This window comes from Actinoplanes sp. NPDC023801, from assembly GCF_040639655.1.
Lineage (GTDB): Bacteria > Actinomycetota > Actinomycetes > Mycobacteriales > Micromonosporaceae > Actinoplanes.
In genome coordinates this window covers 22427-43460 of record NZ_JBFAAI010000036.1, presented here as the reverse complement: position 1 = coordinate 43460, position 21034 = coordinate 22427, and the positions used below count along the sequence as shown (strand labels likewise).

Annotated in this window: 21 protein-coding genes and 1 pseudogene; 12 read left to right on the top strand and 10 right to left on the bottom strand. The window is 71.7% G+C overall.

Features of this window, described 5'->3' with window-relative positions; all coding sequences use genetic code 11:
• Window positions 1-100 precede the first annotated feature (100 nt).
• Window positions 101-1312: a histidine kinase gene (locus AB0G04_RS38900; RefSeq protein ID WP_360993941.1), complete on the top strand. Its 1212-nt coding sequence runs from the start codon at window positions 101-103 to the stop codon at window positions 1310-1312.
• Window positions 1309-1959: a response regulator transcription factor gene (locus AB0G04_RS38895; RefSeq protein WP_360993938.1), complete on the top strand. Its 651-nt coding sequence runs from the start codon at window positions 1309-1311 to the stop codon at window positions 1957-1959. The genes AB0G04_RS38900 and AB0G04_RS38895 overlap by 4 nt, the downstream gene beginning before the upstream one ends.
• Window positions 1960-1971: 12 nt before the next feature.
• Here AB0G04_RS38895 and AB0G04_RS38890 read toward each other — a convergent pair whose 3' ends face one another.
• The gene (locus tag AB0G04_RS38890) at window positions 1972-2682 is read right to left on the bottom strand and encodes a GNAT family N-acetyltransferase (RefSeq protein ID WP_360993936.1); all 711 of its coding nucleotides are present in this window, start codon (window positions 2680-2682) and stop codon (window positions 1972-1974) included.
• 97 nt (window positions 2683-2779) lie between these two features.
• Window positions 2780-3388, bottom strand: a complete 609-nt coding sequence (locus tag AB0G04_RS38885) for a TetR family transcriptional regulator (RefSeq protein WP_360993933.1) — start codon at window positions 3386-3388, stop codon at window positions 2780-2782.
• A 63-nt stretch (window positions 3389-3451) separates the two neighbouring features.
• On the opposite strand from AB0G04_RS38885, the gene AB0G04_RS38880 reads away from it, so the two are divergent.
• Window positions 3452-4573 carry an FAD-dependent monooxygenase gene (locus AB0G04_RS38880; RefSeq protein WP_360993930.1) on the top strand — a complete coding sequence of 374 codons (1122 nt, stop codon included), beginning with the start codon at window positions 3452-3454 and terminating at the stop codon, window positions 4571-4573.
• 4 nt (window positions 4574-4577) lie between these two features.
• Here AB0G04_RS38880 and AB0G04_RS38875 read toward each other — a convergent pair whose 3' ends face one another.
• Window positions 4578-5345 carry a class I SAM-dependent methyltransferase gene (locus AB0G04_RS38875; protein WP_360993927.1) on the bottom strand — a complete coding sequence of 256 codons (768 nt, stop codon included), beginning with the start codon at window positions 5343-5345 and terminating at the stop codon, window positions 4578-4580.
• A 51-nt stretch (window positions 5346-5396) separates the two neighbouring features.
• Complete coding sequence (locus AB0G04_RS38870; protein ID WP_360993924.1) at window positions 5397-7406, bottom strand: M6 family metalloprotease domain-containing protein; 2010 nt, start codon at window positions 7404-7406, stop codon at window positions 5397-5399.
• Window positions 7407-7512: 106 nt separating this feature from the next.
• Between AB0G04_RS38870 and AB0G04_RS38865 the strand changes: the two genes are divergently transcribed.
• On the top strand, window positions 7513-9324 hold the full coding sequence (locus tag AB0G04_RS38865; protein WP_360993921.1) for a CocE/NonD family hydrolase: 1812 nt from the start codon (window positions 7513-7515) through the stop codon (window positions 9322-9324).
• Window positions 9325-9619: 295 nt separating this feature from the next.
• Here AB0G04_RS38865 and AB0G04_RS38860 read toward each other — a convergent pair whose 3' ends face one another.
• Entirely contained in the window at window positions 9620-10129 is a 510-nt protein-coding gene (locus AB0G04_RS38860; RefSeq protein ID WP_360993918.1) for a Uma2 family endonuclease, read from the bottom strand.
• Window positions 10130-10486: 357 nt separating this feature from the next.
• A complete protein-coding gene (locus AB0G04_RS38855) occupies window positions 10487-11065 on the bottom strand; it encodes an NAD(P)H-dependent oxidoreductase (RefSeq protein WP_360993915.1) in 579 nt (192 codons plus the stop codon).
• Window positions 11066-11145: 80 nt separating this feature from the next.
• Here AB0G04_RS38855 and AB0G04_RS38850 point away from each other — a divergent pair, with 80 nt between their 5' ends.
• Together AB0G04_RS38850 and AB0G04_RS38845 are read left to right on the top strand one after the other, a co-directional pair.
• On the top strand, window positions 11146-11910 hold the full coding sequence (locus AB0G04_RS38850; protein WP_360993912.1) for a hypothetical protein: 765 nt from the start codon (window positions 11146-11148) through the stop codon (window positions 11908-11910).
• Between the two features lie 26 nt (window positions 11911-11936).
• Window positions 11937-12536 carry a hypothetical protein gene (locus AB0G04_RS38845; protein ID WP_360993909.1) on the top strand — a complete coding sequence of 200 codons (600 nt, stop codon included), beginning with the start codon at window positions 11937-11939 and terminating at the stop codon, window positions 12534-12536.
• On the opposite strand, the gene AB0G04_RS38840 is transcribed toward AB0G04_RS38845, so the two are convergent.
• Together AB0G04_RS38840 and AB0G04_RS38835 are read right to left on the bottom strand one after the other, a co-directional pair.
• The gene (locus AB0G04_RS38840) at window positions 12459-13625 is read right to left on the bottom strand and encodes a 4-hydroxybenzoate 3-monooxygenase (RefSeq protein WP_360993907.1); all 1167 of its coding nucleotides are present in this window, start codon (window positions 13623-13625) and stop codon (window positions 12459-12461) included. The two genes, AB0G04_RS38845 and AB0G04_RS38840, sit on opposite strands and share 78 nt — an antisense overlap.
• A 41-nt stretch (window positions 13626-13666) precedes the next feature.
• A complete protein-coding gene (locus tag AB0G04_RS38835) occupies window positions 13667-14416 on the bottom strand; it encodes an IclR family transcriptional regulator (RefSeq protein ID WP_360993904.1) in 750 nt (249 codons plus the stop codon).
• 75 nt (window positions 14417-14491) lie between these two features.
• Here AB0G04_RS38835 and pcaH point away from each other — a divergent pair, with 75 nt between their 5' ends.
• The 5 genes and pseudogenes from pcaH (at window position 14492) to pcaC (ending at window position 18143) form a co-directional block, all read left to right on the top strand.
• Window positions 14492-15241 carry a protocatechuate 3,4-dioxygenase subunit beta gene (pcaH, locus tag AB0G04_RS38830; protein ID WP_360994054.1) on the top strand — a complete coding sequence of 250 codons (750 nt, stop codon included), beginning with the start codon at window positions 14492-14494 and terminating at the stop codon, window positions 15239-15241.
• On the top strand, window positions 15238-15801 hold the full coding sequence (gene pcaG, locus AB0G04_RS38825) for a protocatechuate 3,4-dioxygenase subunit alpha (protein WP_360993901.1): 564 nt from the start codon (window positions 15238-15240) through the stop codon (window positions 15799-15801). Before pcaH ends, pcaG begins: the two co-directional genes overlap by 4 nt.
• Before the next feature lie 6 nt (window positions 15802-15807).
• Complete coding sequence (locus tag AB0G04_RS38820) at window positions 15808-17028, top strand: lyase family protein (protein WP_360993898.1); 1221 nt, start codon at window positions 15808-15810, stop codon at window positions 17026-17028.
• Window positions 17022-17729: pseudogene (locus tag AB0G04_RS38815) on the top strand (alpha/beta fold hydrolase); the annotation flags it as partial. The gene AB0G04_RS38820 and the pseudogene AB0G04_RS38815, both read left to right, overlap by 7 nt.
• Before the next feature lie 15 nt (window positions 17730-17744).
• Window positions 17745-18143 (top strand): 4-carboxymuconolactone decarboxylase, encoded by a 399-nt coding sequence (gene pcaC / locus AB0G04_RS38810; RefSeq protein WP_360994051.1) that lies wholly within the window; start codon window positions 17745-17747, stop codon window positions 18141-18143.
• 34 nt (window positions 18144-18177) lie between these two features.
• Here pcaC and AB0G04_RS38805 read toward each other — a convergent pair whose 3' ends face one another.
• A complete protein-coding gene (locus AB0G04_RS38805) occupies window positions 18178-18720 on the bottom strand; it encodes a hypothetical protein (protein WP_360993896.1) in 543 nt (180 codons plus the stop codon).
• 432 nt (window positions 18721-19152) lie between these two features.
• Window positions 19153-20238: a lytic polysaccharide monooxygenase gene (locus AB0G04_RS38800; protein ID WP_360993893.1), complete on the bottom strand. Its 1086-nt coding sequence runs from the start codon at window positions 20236-20238 to the stop codon at window positions 19153-19155.
• A gap of 200 nt (window positions 20239-20438) precedes the next feature.
• Between AB0G04_RS38800 and AB0G04_RS38795 the strand changes: the two genes are divergently transcribed.
• Window positions 20439-21005, top strand: coding sequence for a DUF2087 domain-containing protein (locus tag AB0G04_RS38795; protein WP_360993891.1), 567 nt, complete (start codon window positions 20439-20441; stop codon window positions 21003-21005).
• Window positions 21006-21034 lie beyond the last annotated feature (29 nt).

Here is a 21034-nt window from a genome sequence, read left to right as displayed (position 1 = left end):
CGGAACGTCGGCGCCGGGGCGACGAAAGTAGTGCCGCGCGGCCCCGGTCCCTACTTTGGTCGGTCCCGGCGCGATCCACCGTGTCGCTACCGTGTGGACCATGCCGTCCCTGCCCGTGAGATCGTCGCGTCACCTGGCCCTGGACGCCGTGCTCGCGGTGAGCGTGGCGGCGGCGGACACGTGGCTCGCGGTACGGCACTGGCACCTCGACACCACGTACGGCTGGACTCTGCTGGTGGTGCAGACGGTTGTCCAGCTCGGACTGGTTCTGCGCCGCCGGGCCCCGGAGGCGTTGCTCGGCGCCCTCGGCGTGGTGGCGCTGCTGCAACTGGTGCCGCAACTGCTCGTGCCCGGCCTCATCTGGGCACCCGACGTCGATCCGATCTGGGTCGTCGCGCCACTGGCCAGCCCGTACGCCATCTATGCCACCGTCGTCTACGGGCGCCGCCCGCGGCTCGGCTGGGCGCTGATAGCCGCCGTCACCTTGCTGGCGGTCCGGCCCTGGCAGCCGCACGTCACCGTGGTGACCCTCGGAATCCTGATGACCGTGATGCCGGCGTTGCTCGGCCTGTGGGCGGCCGGCCGCCAGCGGCTTCTGCTCGCCCTGGCCGAACGCGCCGAACGCGCCGAACGGGAACGGCACCTGCTGGCCGCGCAGGCCCGCGCCGAGGAACGGGCCGGGCTGGCCCGCGAGATGCACGATGTGGTGACCCACCGGGTGACGCTGATGGTGCTGCAGGCCGGCGCCCTCGGGATGTCGGCCGTCGACGAGGACACCCGCAAGATCGCCGAGGAGCTCCGTACTGCCGGCTGCCAGGCGCTCGAGGAGCTTCGCGACCTGGTCGGCGTGTTGCGTGCCCCAGCCGGTGAGCGCGCGACGGCCCGCCCCGAGCCGGCTCCCGTCGCGGTTCCGGACCTCTCGGAGCTGCTCGCACAGTCGCGGTCGGTCGGGGTCGCCGTGGAGATGGTCGAGGAAGGTGTACCGGTGGCCGTCTCCCCGGTGGTCGGGCGGACCGCGTACCGGCTCGTCCAGGAAGCGCTCACCAACGTCCGCAAACACGCGCCGGGCGCGACGGTGGTGGTCGAACTCCACTACAGTGCCGACCGGATCCGGCTGAGCGTGACCGACACCGGACCGGCCGGGACAACCGATCCGGCGCTGGCGGCGACGGGCTCCGGCAGTGGCCTGACCGGCCTGCGGCAGCGGGTGGAGCTTGTCCGTGGCGAGCTGACCACCGGCCCGCGGCCCGGCGGCGGCTACCGGGTGGCCGCGAACCTGCCGGTGTACGTACCTACGGAGGGAACCCTGTGATCCGGGTCGTGGTGGCCGACGACGAGCCGATGGTCTGCGCCCACCTGCGTACGATCCTGGGCTCGGCCGACGACGTGCGGGTCGTCGACGAGGCGCTCGACGGCGCCGCCGCAGTCGAGGCGGTCATCCGGCACCGGCCCGACGTCGTCCTGCTCGACCTGCGCATGCCCGGCGTCGACGGGCTGACCGCGCTGGGCCGGATCGCGCGGCTCGCCCACCGCCCCGCCGTCGTGGTGCTGACCACCTTCGACGCCGACGAGTACGTGCTGCGCGCACTACGGGCCGGCGCCGCCGGTTTCCTGCTCAAGTCGACCCGGCCGGAGGACCTGATCGGCCTGGTCCGCGTCGCGGCCGACGGTCACACGGTCCTCTCCCCGCAGGCGACGCAGCGGCTGGTGAGCGCCGCGAGCCGGGAGGAGGCCGGCCGGGACCGGGCACGCCGTCTGCTCGGCGAACTGACCCCGCGCGAGGTCGAGGTCCTGACCTGCCTCGGCGAGGGGCTGTCGAACGCGGGGATCGGTTCGCGGCTGAGTCTCACCGAGGCCACCGTCAAGGGACACGTGTCCCGGCTGCTGGTGAAACTGGACTGCGCGAACCGTACGCAGGCCGGCCTTCTCGCCCGTGAGGCGGGCCTGGCCGCCGGCTGACCGGCGATGCGTTCAGGTGGTCAGGGGCAGCAGCGGCAGGAATTCGGTCCGGCGGCATGCGGTCAGCAGCTGTCCCAGCCGGCCGTCGTCGTCGCGGACCGCGCCCTCCTGCCGGTCGAAGTAGCGCAGCAGGAAGTCCTCGACGATCGCGGCGCGGATCCGGTCCGGCGCCGGGCTCACCGTCTCGTCGGCCTCCATCACGAGCAGCAGCAGGTTGTGCAGGCGTCCCGCACCCGGTGCCAGCTCGGGCATCAGGTAGGGGATCGGCAGGCGGCGGGCACCGAAGCCGCCGTAGAGCCGCAGGCGCGCGTCGCCGTCGCCGTAGTCGCCCCCGCCGGTCCCGTCCGTGCCGTGCAGGTGCGGATCACCGGCCTCGGCGAAGACGACGTGCGGCTTGAGCTCCGTCCGCCATCGCGGTGTGGCGGCGGCGGCGAGCCGACGGCCGATGCCCTGGCCGCGCAGGTCGGGCCGGATGGCGAAATAGCAGAGCAGCGCGGCCCGGATGTCGGCGAACCATTCGAGGAAGAGCGCGCCCACCGGTTCGCCGTCCGGCGTCACCGCGATCGCCCCGCGCAGCTCGTCGGCCGCCAGCACCCGCCGCAGCTTGTCGAAGGGCTCGCGTTCGGCCGGCGCGAAGCTCGGCGCGAATACCGTGTCGTACAACCTGCGAAGTGTGCCGGCGTCCGGCTCTCCCTCGAGTGTCCGGATCGAGACCTCACCCATGACGAGTCGCCTCCCCTTGGCGCGGCATCGGAGAGATCGAATCTACAGTGGACCGGCGCTGCGCCGGTGGGCACGTCCCGGGCCCGGCCGTGCGGGTCTACGTGGTGAACCCGCGAAGTACTGCGGTCAGGGCGTCGGTCAGGTCGGCGCGGTTGGCCTCGGTGCCGGGCGGCGGGGCGCTCCGGGCGCCGGCGCCGGCCAGGCGGTCGAACAGGAGGCCGTCGACGCAGGCGACGAGATGGTCGCCGGCCTGTTCGGGGTTCGGTGCACCGGCGGCCGCGAGCATGGCGCGGGCCTGGGCGCGGGACGCGTCGCCGTACGCGAGGATCGTCCGGATCTCCGGGTGGTGGGTGGCTTCCAGCAGGCAGGCGTAACGAGCCAGCGTGCGGTTGCGCCCGCTGCTCATCCATCCGTCGAGCACCCGGGCCATGACGGCTGCCATCGTGGCGATGTCGGTGAGGTCGGCTACCGGGCTGTCGGCGTCGGCGGGCAGCTGGCCGGCCCGTAGATCCGCCCGGTCCAGGTCGGCGATGCGCCGTACGACAGCTTCGATGAGCGTCTTGCGCGTGCGGAAGTAAGCGGAGGTCGTCCCCTCCGGCAGGCCGGTCCGGCGGTCGACGGCCCGATGGGTCAGTCCGCGCATGCCCTCCTCGGCGAGGACGTCGATCGCGGCGTCGGTCAGCAGCGCGAAGCGGTCGGCCGGCACTGTGGCATCACCTTCTTTCTACATCTGTAGTATGGTTTCTACATCTGTAGAAGGAGTGTGGAGATGGCCCCCAGTGCGGTGGTTGTCGGCGGCGGCATCGGTGGACTGAGCGCGGCCCTCGGCCTGCGCCGTGCGGGCTGGCGGGTGACCGTGCTCGAACGGGCCGCGGCGTTCCGTCCGGTCGGGGCGGGCGTGGTGCTGCAGGCCAACGGGTTGCGCTGCCTCGACGAACTCGGCGTCGGCGACGCCGTGCGGCAGGGCGGCCGGCCCGACATGTCCGGAGGCACCCGCCGGGCCGACGGTCGCTGGCTGGCACGCATCGAAGCCGGCCGGCTGGAGCGCACGCTCGGCACACCGGCGTACGGCATCCACCGCGCCGCCCTGCACCAGATTCTTCTCGACGCCCTCCCGGCCGACGTGACCGTGCGGACCGGCGCCCAGGTCATCGACGTGACCACCGACGGCGAGGTGGTCCACCGGGGCGACGACGGAGACGTACATGCCGAGGCCGACCTGGTCGTCGCCGCGGACGGCATCCGCAGCACCGTACGGAAGAAGCTGTGGCCCGAAGCCTCCGGCGCGGCGCCCATCGGGGTGACCGCCTGGCGCGGGGTGACACCGGTCTGGCACGGCGATCTGGTCGTGGCCATCAGCTGGGACCGCGGCGCCGAGTTCGGCATCGTGCCGCTGGCCGACGGCCGGGTCTACTGGTACGCCGCCGTCAACGCCGCACCCGGTGCACCGCCCGCCCCGGTCGACCCCAGATTCCAGCGCTGGCACGACCCGATCCCGGAACTGATCGCCGCGACCGACACGGTGCTGCAGGACGACCTCGCCTGTCTCGACGAGCCACTGCCGACGTACGTCCGGGGCCGGGTCGTCCTCCTCGGCGACGCCGCCCACGCCATGACGCCGCACCTCGGCCAGGGCGCCAACCAGGCGCTCGAGGACGCCGTCGTCCTGGCCTCCGTCGCCGGCCGGCCGGACGGGCCGGCCGCCTACGACCGGCAGCGACGGCCGCGCAGCCAGCAGGTGGCCAGGGCCTCCCGGATGATGGGGCGGTACGGCCAGCAGCTGGACAACCCCGTGGCGGTCGCTGCCCGCAACGCGCTGATCCGAGCGGTCCCGCCCCGGCTGGCGCTGCGTTCGATGGCCCGCTACGCCGGCTGGCGCCCGCCGCACTGACCGGTCAGGCGGTGCCCCGGACCGCCCAGGCCGCCGCGGTCATGGCGATCGACCCGTCCGCGGCCGCCGGGAGGCGGTCGCGGAGCAGTTCGCGCAGCGCGTCACGGCGCTCGGCGGGCAGCGACGCCACGTAGGCGGGCGCCGGTCCCTGGCCGCCGAGGAACGGCTGCCAGAAATCGTCGAAGCCGGTGAACACGGTCGGGATCTCGATCCGGCGCGTCGACACGTCCCGGAAACCGGCCGAGGCCCACCAGCCGGCCAGCACGTCCTCCCGGCAGAAGGCGAAGCGACGACTCTCGTCCAGGGCGGCGGCCGCCGGATCCAGGTCGGCCGCCGCGGTCCAGAACTCGCGCATCATGGCCATGCCGTTGCGGTAGTCCCAGACGTAGGCGGCCGTCACACCGCCCGGCGCCGCCACCCGGGCGAACTCCCGGACCGCGGCTTCGGGGCGGGGCACGAAGTTGAGCGCGAGCCCGGAGACCACGGCGTGGAAGCTGCCACTCGCCAGGGGCAGCGCGGCGGCGTCACCGGCGCAGAGCAGGGCCGGCCCGGCAGCGCGGGCCGCGGTGAGGAAGGGAACCGAAGGGTCGACACCGGTCACCGAAACAGGTCTGGCGGCCGCCACGATCGCCGAGGTCAGCGCCCCGGTGCCGGAGCCCGCGTCGAGCCACGCCCGGTCCGGCGGCACGTCCAGCCAGGACACGAAGACCTCGGCCACCCGCCGGCTCCAGCGCCCCACATAGGCCTCGTACGCGGTTCCCAGTCCCCACATCGTCGTCACCCTACGACACGCCCGCCGCCGCCCGCCTCGATGTCCAGGGCGTCATCGTCGTCCGGTGCACGAGGTCACGGCGGCCGCCGCCGGGTCGCTCTCCGACCTGACCTCGACCGTCACCGCCGGCGCACCCTTGACGTAGACCTCGACCGTGGCCGACTGACGGCCGGCCACCCCGACGACAGCCCGGGGCAGGACCGCTCCCGGCGCGGAGATCCGGAAGACGTCGGCGTCCCGGCCGGTGTTGCGGATCGGAATCGTGCACCGGGCCCAGCCGGACGGCCCGGGGCGGGCGGTGTCCGGCTGCGCCTTCACACCGCGGACCGACGGCCCGGCGCCGTCGAGGGAGCGGACCGCGACCTCGTACGAGAGCACGCCATGCCGGTCCCGCTTCCGGTCCAGAACGTAGAAGTGCAGCCGGTTGGCCGTGTCCGCGTACTCGAAGAGGCTGCCCGACCCGGTGCCGGCGTGGAACAACGCGTCGGAGAGCTGCCGGTAGTCGCCGATCGTCATCTTCTGCGGCGTGCCGTCCGGCAGCACGAAGTCGACCTTGTCGATGTCCTGCGGATTGGCGTCGACGGTCCAGATGAACGGCGCGGAGTCCGCGTTCTTCGTCTTGGCCAGCAGCACGCCGGAGTCCGGGGTGAACGAGTCGAAGCCCATCCGGTCGACGACTTCGAGGGTGTAGTTGTCGTATCCGCCGCCGTCGCAGTAGGGGTCCGTCGCGGTGTTGCAGGCGGGGCTGCGGTCGCCGCCGTCCAGGGTGACGTTGATGCCGGCCAGCCGGCGAGGGCCGGGATCGACCGCGCGCGCCGTCACCCGTGTCACCACGACACCGGACTCGGCCAAGCCTGCGCGAGAGAGCTTCAGCACCGCGGTGTCGTCGACGATGCCGAGCTTCATCTTGTTGCGCAGCATGTGCTGCGCGCCCATCGACGAGCCCGCGGTTCCCGGGATCAGCCACCGGCTGTGCGGTCCGCCAGGGCCGTTGAACGTGCCGCGGCTCAGCATTTCCCACGGTCCGCTGTAATCGCGGCGAGCCGGCACGGAGTACGGGTTGTTGTAGTTGTCGCCGATGCCGAGGATGTGGCTGAACTCGTGCGCGTACGTCGACATGCCCGAGCTCTCGGCCTGCAGGGAGCTGCCCTGGGTGGCGTTCGGCCAGATGTTCGCCGAGGCCTGCCAGGAGGTCCACTCGACGTAACGGGTCGCGTTCCAGTTCGGCAGCGACTCGTCCGGCGGGCCGAACTCCTCGCTCACGTCCTGTCTGGTGGTGAACTTCATCGGGCCGAACTCCTGCCAGGTGGCCGACTCGTCCTGGCCGGCCGAGAGGAAGAAGACGAAGTCGTACGAGGCCGCCTCCTGCTCGCCGACCGCCGCGATCCAGGCGGCGCGTGCGTCGGCACGCAGGTCACGCCCGCACACGTCGTCGGCCGGGCAGCCCAGTCCGCGCTGCATGGAGTTCTCGATGCCGTACTCGTGGCTCGCGTGCGGCATCCGGTACACACCGAACGCGCTCAGGTCGATGCCGAAGCGCCCGTTCGAGTCCTCCATCCAATATTCGTGGATGGTGTGGCCCCGGTTGAGCGTCCCCGGCTTGTTCAGAAAGTCCCGGTAGAACGCCGGCACTTCGGAACGGGCGACATTCTGTACGCCGGACGGGTTCCCGTAGATCGTCGAGTTCGCCGGCTGAGTGACCACGAACGGCTGGTTCGAGTAGTCGACCAGTACGAGCGCGCCGTTGAAGGTGCGTTCCGAGCCGCGCACCGCCGGGTCGGCCCAGTCAGTGCCCGGCACAGCCCGGTAGTCGTCCCAGGTCATCGTGTCCGGCAGCTCGTACCGCTGGGGATCGATCGGCTGCGGCGTGCCGGCCGGGGCGCCCAGGGTGACGGCCTCGTCGAGCTGCCAGGGCTGCGTCTGCGGCCAGTGCCGCATGCGCCACGGCGTGTCCGGATCCCCGGGCGGCGGCGCGGCCGTCGCCGGTGCGGCGTCGAAGGCGCCGGCCACCACAAGTGCCGCTACGGACAGTGCCGAGAACAACCGTCGCGCCGTCGTCATGGCGCCATCCTGGCAAATGAATCGACGCCTCTCAATGGGCCGATCCGGCACGCCGGCACGCTAGCGTCAGGGGCGGCACAGATGATGTTCGATGTTCGGAGGTCGGATGAGTTCACGCAGACGGGCGGCAGCCGCTGCCGGCGCACTGATCACGGTTGCCGCTCTCGCGGTAGGGAGTCCGGTGACCGCCGTCGCTGCCTCGCCACCGGCGGTCACCCATGACTCGCCGCCGGGGGTCACCCACGAGGAGAACCCCCGCGTACCGGAGGGCGCGGTGTGGACGGAAGCCTACTTCCCGTCCGCCGACAACAGCGGCGTCGAGCTCCACGCCGACGTCCTGCGGCCGGCGCACCTGCCGTCGCGCGCCCGGACGCCGGTGATCCTCGCCGTCGGCTCGTACTTCAGCCACGCCGGCCAGACCGGACCGGAGGGGTGGACCCGTACCGGCCCGTCCAGCCGGTTCGCGGACTTCACCAGCGGCACCGGCCTCTTCGCCCGCGGCTACACCTACGTCATGGTCGACCTGCGTGGCTTCGGCGGAAGCACCGGCTGCCTCGACTGGGCGGGCCCGGGGGAGCAGGCCGACGTCAAGGCCGCGATCCAGTGGGCCGCGACCCGACCATGGTCGACGGGCAAGGTGGGCATGTACGGCAAGTCGTACGACGCCGTCACCGGGCTCATCGGCAACAATCTGCGCCTGCCGGCCCTGAAAGCCGTCGTGGCGCAGGAGCCGGTGTGGAACATGTACAACTACCTGTTCAGCAACGGGGTTCCCCGTCCCAACGTGACCGGTACTCCGAACGCCTACAACGGCATCGCCACGATGGCGCCGCTGCCCGACGACACCAGCCGCTACCGGGCCAACGCGGCGTACGAGCAGAGCCACCCCGAGTGCCTCGCCGACAACCTCACGAACAACAACAATCCCGATCTCGACTCGCCCTACTGGCGCGCCCGCAACCTCGCCGCCCAGGCCAGGGGCACGAACACCCCGCTCTTCGTCACGCAGGGCTTCATCGAGAACAACACCAAGCCCGAGGACATGCAGCAGTTCCTCGACAACCACCACGGCGTCGAGCGGGGCTGGCTGGGGCAGTGGGAGCACGTCCGCGGCAACGAGACCAACGATCAGGGCCAGCTGCTCATGGGCCGCGCCGGGTTCTTCGACGAGGTCATGCGCTTCTACGACCGCTACCTGCTGGGCGCCCGGCCGGCGGTGCGTGACCCCGCCTACGCCATCGAGGACAACAGCGGCGCGTGGCGCGCACAGCCGACGTGGCCGGCGCCGTCCTCCTACACCAGCGCGAACCTGGCCGACGGACAGTACGTCGACGACGGCATCGCCTCGGCACTGGCCGCGCCCGCCGGCCAGAAGTGGGACATGGAGCACTACACGGATCCCGCTCCGCCTGCCGCCAAGGGTCTCGCGCCGACGCCGGCGGCCGCCGACACGCACAGCTTTTTCACCTGGTCCACGCCGGTCGAGTCCCGGCTGCGGATCACTGCCACCCCGCGGATCACGTTGCACGCGAGCGCGCTGGGCAACGTCATGGTGCGGCTGTGGGACGTCGCCCCGGACGGCACCGCGGTGATGTTCGACGAGAACGTGGCGCTGATCGAACGAGCGGGCCGCGTCGCGTTCGACCTGAAATCCACGGACTGGACCCTCGAGGCGGGCCACCAACTGGGTGTGCAGATCGGAACGATCGGCAGCGGGAGCTGGCGCGACACCCCGAGCGGCAACACGATCGAGATCACCCGCGCCCGGCTGAACCTCGCGCTGCAGGACCCCCGGCTCGATGTGCCGGCCCAGGGTGACCGGTCGCCGTTCCTCGACACCTACCTGAGGCAGTACACCCGCACGCTCACCGGCGTCGGCGAGGGAACCTTCTCGCTCACCCTGCGCTACCGGTCCTGACGAGCCGCCACCAGCCGCCTGCCCGGCCGACCGACCGGGCAGGCGGCTGACACGGGCTACGAGGTGCGCTCCGGCGAGAGAGCCCAGGTGTCGACAGGCGGACAGGCAAGGCGAAGCAGCGCGATCTCCACTACTTCCCGGGCTTCGCCACAAGTAGGACAAATTCAACGCGGGCCTGCCGCCGCGCGGGCCGGGAAGTTAGATCAAAATGATTCGAAACGGACTCGGCGGCGAGGTTTGGTGCACCGGACCCACGCGGCGGCTACAGACCAGCTCCGCGGCAGCGAAAATCAATTCATTCCATGTCAGGGCTGGAGGTCAGGAGCCAGGTGAGAGGCTGAGGCCCCGCAGGATCGGGTTCGTACTCGCCGACGTCGTTCAAAACGTGCCGGTGTACGGTCGCTCCACCGTCGCGCTCGACGACCCAGTAGCGTGGAATGCCGGCTTTGGCGTACTCGGCCTTCTTGATGATCCTGTCAGTGACCTCGGACCCGCCGGAGACGACTTCGACGGCGAGGAGCAGCCCGGACGTGCCCGCGTAGCTTGAGCGGGCGCGACGCGGGGGCATGCCTTTGGCCCACACAGTCAGGTCGGGAACGCGGCCACCGCCGACGTCGATGCCGCAGTCGGCGGCGAGCTGTTCGGCTTCGTAGCCGTGACCGGCGAGCCAGAGAATCAGGCGCATCACCAGCAACGTGTGTTCCGGGTCCGCGGGGGGCCTGATCGAAAGCACTCCCTCGGGACTCAGCTCGTATCGGTGGTTCTCGTCGGCAGCTGCCATGCTGGCGACGTCGTCCAGGGTCACGTGCGCCGGCATCTTCGCGCCGAGGCTTGAGCGCTCACCGTGCCCCCTCTGCGATTCCCGAAGCCGGCCACAGCCCTTCGTGCCGACCACGATACCTGCCCGACGGCCGCCGGACGGGATCGACATGTGCACCGTGCGATCGGTCCTCGACCCCCTGGCGGACGCTCCGCCCGGCGACGTCGATCCCGAGACAATCCGTGAGGTTGACCGGCTCTGGCGGCGTGGTGCCCTCTACGGCCACTGGCGGAAGCAGCGCGACCCCGTTGCCCGCCTGGCTTCCGTTGCCAGTGCCTACCCACGGCCAGGCCGCAGCCGGACCATCCTGCCGACCGTCCCCCGCGCCGGCGCCGGCTGTTCCTAGCCGGCGCGGGTGGAACGGCCGAGTTCGGCGGCGTGCTCCAGGTGGGCGGCCTTACGGGCGGCCCATCCGTCCCGATCAGTGCCGGCCAGCACCGAGCCGCCGAGCAGCACGAACTCCGAGGACTCGGCGCGCCCGCCGATGCGGTCACCGAGCATGACCGCGCGCATCGCCTGGTAGTGGCCGGTCGCCTCCAGGTCGGCGATCTCGTAACCGGCGGTGCACAGCACGATCGCCCGCCGTACCGGCCGCAGGCGCATCGGCCGGTACGCCCACCCCGTCGTCCACACCCGGTCGAACCAGCCTTTGAGCACGGCCGGGCAGTCCGCCCACCACACCGGGTAGACGAACGCCCACACCTCGGCCGCCGCAAGGGACGCCTGCTCGGTGGCCACGTCGGCGGGAACCGGATCGTCCGGGGCGCGGGCGTACTCGGCCGCCGTCATCACCGCCGGGAAACCCGACGCATACAGATCCGACAGGGTGTACGACGCCACGCCGCTCAGAAAAGCGTCGAGCACCTCGCGGGTGAAGCTGTGCGGCGACGGATGCGCGTACACGACATGAACCCGGCTCACCGGCCGATCCTCGCACCCGGCGGCCCCGGGGTCTTGGGTGGAGGGCCCGGATCGGTGATGCTCAGGGGAGGGGAGGTGCGATGAGACCCGTCATGCGCAGGCTGGACGAACTCGCCGAGGTGCTCAAGGCCCGGGACGACACGGTGGCGTTGCTCGGCCTCGGCTCGTGCGGGGCCCAGCCGGCCCGCCTCGACGAGCACTCCGACCTCGACTTCTTCGTGATCGTCGAGGACGGGGCGGCGTGGCGTTACCTGGACCGGACCGATTGGCTCGAGGAACCGGCGCCGGTCACCTACCTGTTCGCCCACCGGCGCGGTGGACGGCGCGCCCTCTATGCCGACGGCGTGTTCGTCGAGTACACGGTCCTGACCGCCGCCGAACTGGCAAGGTTGCCGTTCGCCGGGGCCCGGACGATCTGGCGCCGGCCGGACGCGCCCGCCGACCTGGCCACCTCGGGCGCGCCGGTGCCCCGGCCACCGTTCGACACCGAGGAGTACCACCTCAACGACGCGCTGGTCAGCCTCTACTCCGGGCTGCACCGGGAGCTGCGCGGCGAACGGCTGGCCGCTACCCGGATGATCCAGCACCGCGCGGTCGACGGGGTGATCGCGCTGCTCCGGCTGGGCGGCGGCGAGCCGCCGTACCGGGATCCGTTCGAACCGGCCCGGCGGGTGGAACGGGCCTACCCGGTGGAGGTGCTGCCGCTCGCCTCGATGGTCCCCGGGTACGCCGGGAACGTGGCGGCGGCCCGATTCACGTTCGCCTGGCTGAGCAAGCGTTACCAGGTGCCGCCGGGGATCGGCGACGCGCTCCGGGAACTGATACGTTCGGGCGATTATCGATGATCTTCAGAACGGGGAACGTCGATGGCATGGCGCAGGTTGTCCCGAAGTGGCGTGCGGTCGTCCTGGATTTCGTGGAGCGGGCCGGCTGGTCGGCCGGCCAGGTGTTCCTCGCGACGTTGCTGGCCGGCGGTGTCGGCTCGGTCATCGACCTGCCGTGGCGGTATTCGCTGACCCTGGCGGTCAGCGCGTTCGTCGCGTCGCTGATGCTCACCGCCGTGCAGTACCTCTCCCGGCTGACGAACCTGGCGTTCTGGCCCGACCTGCTGACCCGGCTGGCCAAGACCTTCCTCGCGTCGCTGTCCGGTTCGATGGTGGCCGGAGCCTTCGACGTCACCACGTTCGACTGGGAGAGCGCCCTCAACGTCGCCTTCCTGGCGACCGGCGCGTCGCTTGCCAAGGGTCTGCTGGCGCGGGAGCCGGCCGCGCCGAACGGTCAGGTCCCGCCCGGCGCCAGCCCGTCCACCCTGCCGACCGGCACCTATCGGGAGGCGGTCGACCACGGGCCGCCGCCTCCGACGATCGAGGCCACCAACCCGCCGGACGGGGCGTCAGTACCCGATGGGCAGCCCGGCGTAGTTCTCGGCGAGTCCGGTGGCACCCGCCCGGCTGCCGGCGACCCACCGTAACTGGGAGAGCTGCAGCTCGGCGTCGAACGGATCGCCCGAGGCGTGCAGCATGGTCGTCATCCACCAGGAGAAGTGCGTGCACCGCCAGACCCGGCGCTGCGCGTCACCGGAGTACGCGTCGGCGTACGACGGATCGTGGTCCTTGATCTTGGAGATCAGTGCCCGGCTGAGCAGTGCCACGTCGGCGATCGCGAGGTTGAGGCCCTTGGCACCGGTCGGCGGCACGATGTGCGCGGCGTCGCCGGCGAGGAACAGGTTGCCGTGCCGCATCGGCGTCCGCACGTAACTGCGCATCGGCAGCACGCTCCGGTCGGTGATCGGCCCGGGGTTCAGCTTCCAGCCGTTCTGCCCGTGCCCGAGACGCTTCGAGAGTTCGTCCCAGATTCGGTCGTCGGACCACGACTGCGGATCGGTGCCGTTGGGAACCTGCAGGTAGAGGCGGCTCACGCTGGCCGAGCGCATCGAGTGCAGGGCGAACCCGTCCGGGTGCCAGGCGTAGATCAGCTCGTCGGTGGACGGGGCGACATCGGCAAGGATCCCGAACCAGGAGTACGGGTACACGCGCTCGAAGGCCTGATCGGCGGGGACGGCGTGCCGGCTGGGCCCGAAGGAGCCGTCGCACCCGGCGACAGCGGCAGCCTCCAGCCGCCGATGATGTCCTTCGCTGTCGGTGAAGGTGACGTAGGGAGAGGAATCCACGTCGTGCAGGGCCACGTCGGCGACCTCGTAATGAATCTCCTGGCCACCCGCGCGACGGGCCGCGATCAGATCCTTCTGCACCTCGGTCTGGCCGTACACCCACACACTGCGCCCGGTCAGGTCGACGAAGTCCAGGTGGTGCCGCTCGCCCGGCCACTGCAGGTAGATGCCCCGGTGCTCGTCACCCTCGGCCCGGATCCGGGATCCGAGTCCGGCCGCCGCGAGCAGTTCGACGCTCGAGTGCTCCAGGATGCCGGCCCGGATCCGTGCCGCGACGTACTCCTCCGAGCGGGTCTCCAGAACGACGGACTCGACCCCGCCCTGAGCGAGGAGGTGGGAGAGAAGCAGACCGGCCGGGCCGGCGCCGATGATGGCGACCTGGGTACGCATGCCGTTCAGACTTGGGCAGGGGGCCGCCGGGACACAAGACCCTATTTCCACTGGACGGAAGCGGGGCCGGCCAGGGTGCGGCTGATCCCGTGGGCGGCCACCTGCAGCGCCGAGACGAGGCGGGGCAGCTGCCGGCGCAGGTCGGGCACCACCATCCCGAGGGCCGCCACCACGGTGTCGCCGTTACGGACCGGCACGGCCACCGAGCAGGCGCCGAGGCTCATCTCCTCACCGGTGGTGGCGTACCCCTCGGCCCGGACCCGGCGCAGCTGTTCGAGCAGGCGGGCCGGCTGCGTGACGGTGTAGGCGGTGATCCTGGTCAGGTTCTGCAGGACCTCCAGGCGAACCTCCTCGGGGGCGTAGGCGAGCAGCACCTTCCCGACCCCGGTCGCGTGCATCGGCAGCCGTGACCCGACCCGGCTCACCACGGGCACCGACACGTGCCCGGCCAGGCGTTCGACGTACAGCACCTCGAGCGCGTCCCGCACCGCCAGGTGGACCGTGGCCAGCGTGGTCCCGTACAGATCATGCAAAAATGGTGATGCGGCCTGGCGCAGGCCGCTCTGCACCGGGGCGAGCAGGCCGAGTTGCCAGATCCGGCGGCCGATCACGTATTCGCCGCCGGGTTCGCGGGCCAGCGCGCCCCACCGCTGCAGTTCGCCGACCAGGCGATGCGCGGTCGCCAGCGGCAGTCCGGCGCGGCGGGCCAGTTCGGTCAGGGAGAGGCTGCGATGCTCCCCGTCGAAGGCACCGAGAATGTCCAGCGCACGCGAGGTGACGGTGGCGCCCACCGGAGACTCCTTCCATCCAGTGGAAGAACTTTATCGCCGAAGCCGGTACGACCGCCTAGCGTCCGGAGCGTGAACATGGAGTTGTCACAAGCTGACATCAACCGGGAGATCGAGGCGGCCGCCCAGCAGCCCGGCGGTCCGCAGCCGAGGATCGACTACGCCCCGTACCGCAGCAGCGTGCTGCGGCATCCCAAGCAGCCGGCCCACCTGATCGACCCGGAGGCCGTCGAGCTGTGGGCGCCGGTCTTCGGGCACCGGGACGTCGCCGACGACGAGGCCGACCTGACCATCCAGCACTCCGGCACCCCGATCGGGGAGCGGATCGTGGTCACCGGGCGGGTCCTCGACGGCGACGGCCGCCCGGTCGCGAATCAGCTGGTCGAGGTGTGGCAGGCGAACGCCGCGGGCCGGTACCGGCACCAGCGGGACCAGCACCCGGCGCCGCACGACCCGAACTTCACCGGGGTCGGCCGGATGCTCACCGGAACGGACGGGACGTACCGCTTCCAGACGATCAAGCCGGGCCCGTACCCGTGGCGGAACCACATCAACGCGTGGCGGCCCGCGCACATCCACTTCTCGGTCTTCGGCACCGACTTCACCCAGCGGGTCGTCACCCAGATGTACTTTCCCGGCGACCCGCTGTTCCCGCTGGACCCGATCTACCAGTCGATCACCGACCCGAAGGCGCGGGACCTGCTGGTCGCCCGGTACGACCACGACGTGACCACCCCGGAATGGAGCACCGGTTACCGCTGGGACATCGTGCTCACCGGCACCCACCGCACCCCGCTCGAAGCCGATATCGAGGATGAGAACCCATGAGCGCCGTCCCCGGCCAGACCGTCGGCCCCTTCTTCCACCTCGGCCTGGAATACCCGGCCATGAACGAGCTGGTCCCGCCGAGCCACCCGAAGGCGATCCGTCTGCACGGGCACGTCCGCGACGGCGACGGCCACCCGGTCCCGGACGCCGTCCTGGAGATCTGGCAGGCCGACCCGCAGGGCCACATCCCGCGCCGGCCCGGCTCGCTGCGGCGCGACGGCTGGACCTTCACCGGCTGGGGCCGGGCCGCGACCGACCCGGACGGCCACTACCAGTTCGCCACCCTGGAGCCGGGTGCCACCGAGACCGGCAAGGCGCCGTTCTTCGCCGTCACGGTTTTCGCCCGGGGCCTGCTCGACCGGCAGTTCACCCGCGCGTACCTGCCGGACGACGAGGACGTGCTGGCCGGCGACACGCTGCTGAGCCAGGTCGACCCGGCCCGCCGGTCCACACTGATCACCACCCGCGAGCCCGGCGGCCTGGTGTTCGACGTGCGTCTGCAAGGTGACGGCGAGACGGTCTTCCTCACCTACCCGCGCCTGCGCGACGCATGGGCCTGAGCGGCGTTGAGTGACCTCCTGTGGCCCGGCGACGACCGTGCCGGCGACCTGTTCAACGACGCGGCCGTGCTCACGGCGATGGTCCGGGTCGAGGCCGCCTGGCTGGACGCGCTCGTCCTGCACGCTGTCGCACCCGCCGAGGCCCGCGACGACCTGGCCGGGCTGATCGGTCCCGGCGACGTGCCGTTCGTGGCGGCCGGTGCCGAGGCCGGCGGCAACCCGCTCATCCCGCTGCTCAAGCTGCTGCGTACCCGCCTGCAGGACCGCAACGAGGCGGCCGCGCACTGGCTGCACCAAGGCCTGACCAGCCAGGACGTCGTCGACACCGGTCTGGTGCTGTGTCTGTCGGACACGGCCGCCCGGATCCGCGCCGACCTGGCCGCCCAGATCACCGCGCTGGCCCGGCTGGCCGGGGAGCACCGGCAGACGGCGATGCCCGGCCGGACTCTGACGCAGTACGCCGTACCGATCACCTTCGGTCTCAAAGCCGCCTCCTGGCTGACCGGTGTCCTGGACGCCCGGGACCGGCTCGACACCGCCGCGACCCTGCCCGCGCAGGTCGGCGGCGCCGCCGGCAGCCTGGCCGCCCCGGTGGCGCTGACCGGTTCCCCGGCGGTGGTGCGCGACCTGATCGAGACCACCGCGGCGAGCCTCGGCCTGCCGGTCCGCGATCCCTGGCACACCGCCCGGGCCCCGCTCACCGGTCTCGCCGACGCCCTGGTGACGTGCACCGACGCCTGGGGCCGGATCGCCAACGACGTGCTCGTCGGCGCCCGGCCCGAGGTGCACGAGCTGTCCGAGGGCACGGTGCCCGGCCGCGGCGGGTCGTCGGCCATGCCGAACAAGCAGAACCCGGTTCTGTCCATCCTGATCCGCCGGGCCGCCCTGGCCGCGCCGTTCCTGGCCGCCACCGTGCACGCGGGCGCGGCCGCCGCCGTCGACGAACGCCCCGACGGCGGCTGGCACGTCGAGTGGGCCACCCTGCGTACGCTGGCCCGCCGCACCGTGACAGCCGGCGCACAGACCGCTGAACTGCTGGCCGGGCTGCGGGTGGAACGCTCGTGGATGACCGCCAACCTGGCGGCGGCCCGGCCCGGCATCGACGCTGAGCAGCGTTCGATCGCCCCGGACGCCGCCCCCGGCGAGCCCTATCTCGGTGCCACCGACCAGATCATCGACGCCGTCATCGCCCGATCGCTCGCTCGTCCCGGAGAGTCCCCGTGCTGACCCCCACCACCTTCATCGAGGCGTCCGATCAGCCGTTGCTGCTGCTCGGCCCGTCGATCGGCACCAGCGCCGAGACGCTGTGGACTGACTGCGCGAGCCGGCTGCGCGGCCGTTACCACGTGATCGGCTGGGACCTTCCCGGACACGGCCGCAGCGCCCCGGCGGCCGGCCCGTTCACGGTGGCCGGCCTGGCGGCCGAGGTGCTGGCGCTGGCCGACCGGATCCGGCCCGGTGAGACGTTCGGCTACGCCGGCGACTCGATCGGTGGCGCGGTCGGCCTGCAGCTGCTGCTCGACGCGCCGGACCGGGTGACCGCGGCCGTGCTGCTCTGCACCGCGGCGAAATTCGGCGACCCGCCGATGTGGCACGACCGCGCGGAACTGGTCCGGGCCGAGGGCATCGAGTCCGTGGTCGCCGGCTCGCTGGAACGCTGGTTCGCACCGGGCTTCACCGGGGCGGAACCGCTGATCGCGGCACTGCGCGCCACCGACGGGGAAAGTTACGCCCGAGCCTGCGAGGCGTTGGCCGGATTCGATGTCCGTGACCGGCTGGCCGCGATCACCACCCCGGTCCTGGCCGTCGCCGGCGCCGACGACAAGCCGACTCCGCCCGCCGCCCTCGAAACCATCGCCCGCGGCGTGGGCGACGGCCGCCTGGTCGTCCTCGACGGCGTCGGTCACCAGGCCCCCGCCGAGAATCCCGAGGTGGTGGCGTTCCTGCTCGACCAGCATCTCGACGAGGCACGGGCGGCCGGCATCCGGGTCCGCCGCGAGGTGCTCGGCCCCGCCCACGTCGACCGGGCCATCGCCGGGACCACCGCCTTCACCCGCGATTTCCAGGACATGATCACCCGGTACGCCTGGGGCGAGATCTGGACCCGTCCCGGCCTGCAGCGCCGCGAACGGTCCCTGATCACCCTGACCGCCCTGATCGCTCTCGGCCACGACGAGGAACTGGCGATGCATGTCCGGGCGGCCCGCACCAACGGCCTGACCGACGACGAGATCAAGGAACTCATCCTGCAGACCGCGATCTACTGCGGCGTGCCGGCCGCCAACACCGCGTTCCGGATCGCCCAGCGCGTGCTCGCCGATCTCGACCACGGGCCGCGGTGAGCGCCCGGTGGCGTCCCGGAGGCGGCCGGTGCCGTCAGCCGCGGGTGCGTACCGCGTAGGAACGGGTCGCCAGAGCCAGCGCGGTGATCCAGACGGCGAATTGCGCGACACCGTAGACGCCGGTCCAGGGGCTGAAGATGACCTCCGGCGAGTTCCACTGCGCCACCGACAGGACCACGGCCAGCATCGTGTACGCGGACAGCGCCACCACGAGCGCGTATCCGGGGACGACAAGCAGCAGCCGGGGGACCGGCCGGCCCGCGACCCACGGGACCCATCGGGGGAACTCGAGGCCCCACGGGCTGATCAGCGCGAACGCCAGTACCGCGGGCAGCAGGGCGAGCGCGTTCAGCACCCAGAGGTACGTCCCGCCACCGTCGGCGTGCCACACCTCGAACCGCTGCGCGTCGGCGAACAGCGGAATCCCGGCCGCCCACACCACGTGCAGGGGCATGAACCCGGCGGTGGCGGCGAGCGCCGCGACCCAGGCGGCCCGGACGGCCCGCCGCGACGGCGGCGGCGTTCCGGATCGGGCGATGACGTCGGCCGTGTTCCTCAGCTCCCCGTGGATTCGCATGGACGCATTCTCAGGGACCGAGCGCCTGTCACGCCGTCCCGCAAGTTCGCGGAACGGCCGGCTCTCCGACGATCGTTGACGCGGAGCCCGATCGCTGACGCGGAGCCCGATCGTCAACGCGGAACCCGATCGCTGACGCGGAGCCTGACGTGGGGGCGGGGCAGCGGCCCCGGCTGTCGTGATCGACAGCCCGGGGCCGCTGTTGGTGCTCTCAACCGCGGCGGGGACCACGGCCGGGGTGGTGCGCCTCCGCGGAGCGGAGGTGGGGAACGGGCTGGGGCTGCCTCGTTCCGGGAGCGAACGGCACTGCATGACCGGAGCTTTGCCACGCGGAGGTGCGGTTGCCTCCGTTTCTGCATGGGGGACGGCGAGGGAGCTTGGGAGCGCTCCCACTTAACGCCACTGTAACAAGGTGAACGGCTCCGGGGAAGGTCAGGCGGCCGCGCAGGTGAGCGTGGGCGCGACCGGGCTGCCCGAGCCCAGGAAACCGAAGGTCGCGTTCCCGCCCGCGGCGAGACCGCCGTTGTACGACACGTTGGTGGCCTGCACCGAGTTGCCGTTCGTGGTCAGGTTCGCACTCCATGCCTGCTGGACCGGCGGTGTGCCGGGGTAGGTGAGGGTCACCGTCCAACTCTTGATCGCGGCACTGCCCGCGGTCACCTTCACCTCACCCTGGTAGCCGCCCTGCCACTGGGACGTCACCGTGTGGGTGGCGGCGCAGTTGCCGGTCACCGGGGGCGTCGAGGTGCTCGGCGAGACCGAGGCGGACGCCGACGGCGACGTGGGGCTGGACGGGGACGCCGACGTGGACGGCGACGGCTGTGTCGTACCGCCGAAGTTCACATCGCTGCAGAAGTAGTAGGACTGGTCGGCGTGGCTGGCCTGCCAGATCGTGTAGACCATGGCGCGTCCGGACCGGCCCGCCACGCTCGCCGGGATGTCGATCTGAACACCGTTGGACATCTGCCGGGTCCACTGTGCCGCCGGTGTGTTCGGCACCGACTTGACCAGTTCCAGGTCCGACCACTTGAGCGCGGTCGTCAGCGGGTTGAAGCCCGGCCTGGTGACGTAGACCCGGATGTAGTCGGCGCCGTGCCGCGCGCCGTCGAAGAGCGAGACCGTGAACGAGTTGCCGATCGACGTGGCCTTCCAGTCACCGATCGCGTCCATGGCGTTGTAGCGGCCGGTCTCGGTACGCCCGCCGCTGCACAGCTGCCCGTCCGGGATGGCAGTCTCGTGGCGGCCCGCCACACCTTCCCGGAACAGGCCGTTCCAGTTCCACATGGCGTTCGGGTTGGCCTGCCAGGCCTGCCAGCACATCGGGTCCTCGGTCTGCATCGCCGGGTCCTGGAAGCGGGAGCCCCAGCGCTCGAAGCAGCCGTAGTTGCGGGAGGCCGGGCCGACGACGTTGCCGTGCGCGGCAGCGGGGCCGGTGTGCACGGCGAGGACGGCGATGGTCGCGGCGAGGGCCGCCACCACACCGGAGATCAGAATCTTGATGCGTACGGGTTTGAGCATGTGAACTCAGCACTCCTGAGCTGTGGCCGTCGTCATCAGGACATGACGGCCCGCCGGCGGTGAACTGCGCGCAAGCTGCCCAGGCTCGCGCGCGCCGCGTGGCTCCGGCGGCAGTGCTGCCCACACCCTCACGCATTGATCGAGAGAAGTCAATGACAAAATCGGGTGCTCCCGGCCGGGGTGCCGCCTACGGTGTGGGGATGTCCGTCGAAGCCGCGCACGCCTCCGGCCTGCTGATGCTCCTGTCCCACCCGGTCCGTCTGCGGGCCTTCGCCGAGCTGGCCCGGCACGGGAAGGACGGCGCCACCATCTTCGAGATGTCGCTCCACCTGGACCTGCCAGAGCCCGAGGTCGGTGAACTGCTCGGCCGGCTCGTCGGCGCGGGAGTGGCGACCGGCACCGGCAACGGGACCTACCGGGTCCGGGACGGGGTCCTGCGCGAGGCGGCCCAGGCCCTCGACCGGGTGCAGCCGATCAGCCCGCTGCTCGCGGAGTTCCCGCAGCTCAAGTCGTACTTCTCGCACGGCCGCCTGGTGAGCCTGCCGCCCACACTGAGCGAGCGCGCCCAGCAGATGGCCGAACTGTTCGCCCGTTTCATCGCGGTCGACGGGGTCCTCACCGAGGCCGAGATCAACCAGCGGATCGCGCCGGCCGCCGACGACGTGGCCGCCGTCCGCCGCATGCTTGTCGAGTCCGGCTGGCTCGAACGCGACCGGGCCGGCACCTCCTACGGTTCCGCCCGGACCGCGGCAGCGGCCCGGGCCTGACCCTCGTCGAGTGGTGACCTGCGGCGCGG

Coding starts and splice junctions, on each gene's coding strand:
- AB0G04_RS38800 (WP_360993893.1), bottom strand. CDS start 20,238: ATGCTCAAACCCGTACGCATCAAGATTCTGATCTCCGGTGTGGTGGCG.
- AB0G04_RS38890 (WP_360993936.1), bottom strand. CDS start 2,682: ATGGGTGAGGTCTCGATCCGGACACTCGAGGGAGAGCCGGACGCCGGC.
- AB0G04_RS38795 (WP_360993891.1), top strand. CDS start 20,439: ATGTCCGTCGAAGCCGCGCACGCCTCCGGCCTGCTGATGCTCCTGTCC.
- AB0G04_RS38900 (WP_360993941.1), top strand. CDS start 101: ATGCCGTCCCTGCCCGTGAGATCGTCGCGTCACCTGGCCCTGGACGCC.
- AB0G04_RS38840 (WP_360993907.1), bottom strand. CDS start 13,625: ATGCGTACCCAGGTCGCCATCATCGGCGCCGGCCCGGCCGGTCTGCTT.
- AB0G04_RS38805 (WP_360993896.1), bottom strand. CDS start 18,720: ATGCGAATCCACGGGGAGCTGAGGAACACGGCCGACGTCATCGCCCGA.
- AB0G04_RS38845 (WP_360993909.1), top strand. CDS start 11,937: ATGGCGCAGGTTGTCCCGAAGTGGCGTGCGGTCGTCCTGGATTTCGTG.
- AB0G04_RS38870 (WP_360993924.1), bottom strand. CDS start 7,406: ATGACGACGGCGCGACGGTTGTTCTCGGCACTGTCCGTAGCGGCACTT.
- AB0G04_RS38850 (WP_360993912.1), top strand. CDS start 11,146: ATGAGACCCGTCATGCGCAGGCTGGACGAACTCGCCGAGGTGCTCAAG.
- pcaH (WP_360994054.1), top strand. CDS start 14,492: ATGGAGTTGTCACAAGCTGACATCAACCGGGAGATCGAGGCGGCCGCC.
- pcaG (WP_360993901.1), top strand. CDS start 15,238: ATGAGCGCCGTCCCCGGCCAGACCGTCGGCCCCTTCTTCCACCTCGGC.
- AB0G04_RS38880 (WP_360993930.1), top strand. CDS start 3,452: ATGGCCCCCAGTGCGGTGGTTGTCGGCGGCGGCATCGGTGGACTGAGC.
- AB0G04_RS38875 (WP_360993927.1), bottom strand. CDS start 5,345: ATGTGGGGACTGGGAACCGCGTACGAGGCCTATGTGGGGCGCTGGAGC.
- AB0G04_RS38865 (WP_360993921.1), top strand. CDS start 7,513: ATGAGTTCACGCAGACGGGCGGCAGCCGCTGCCGGCGCACTGATCACG.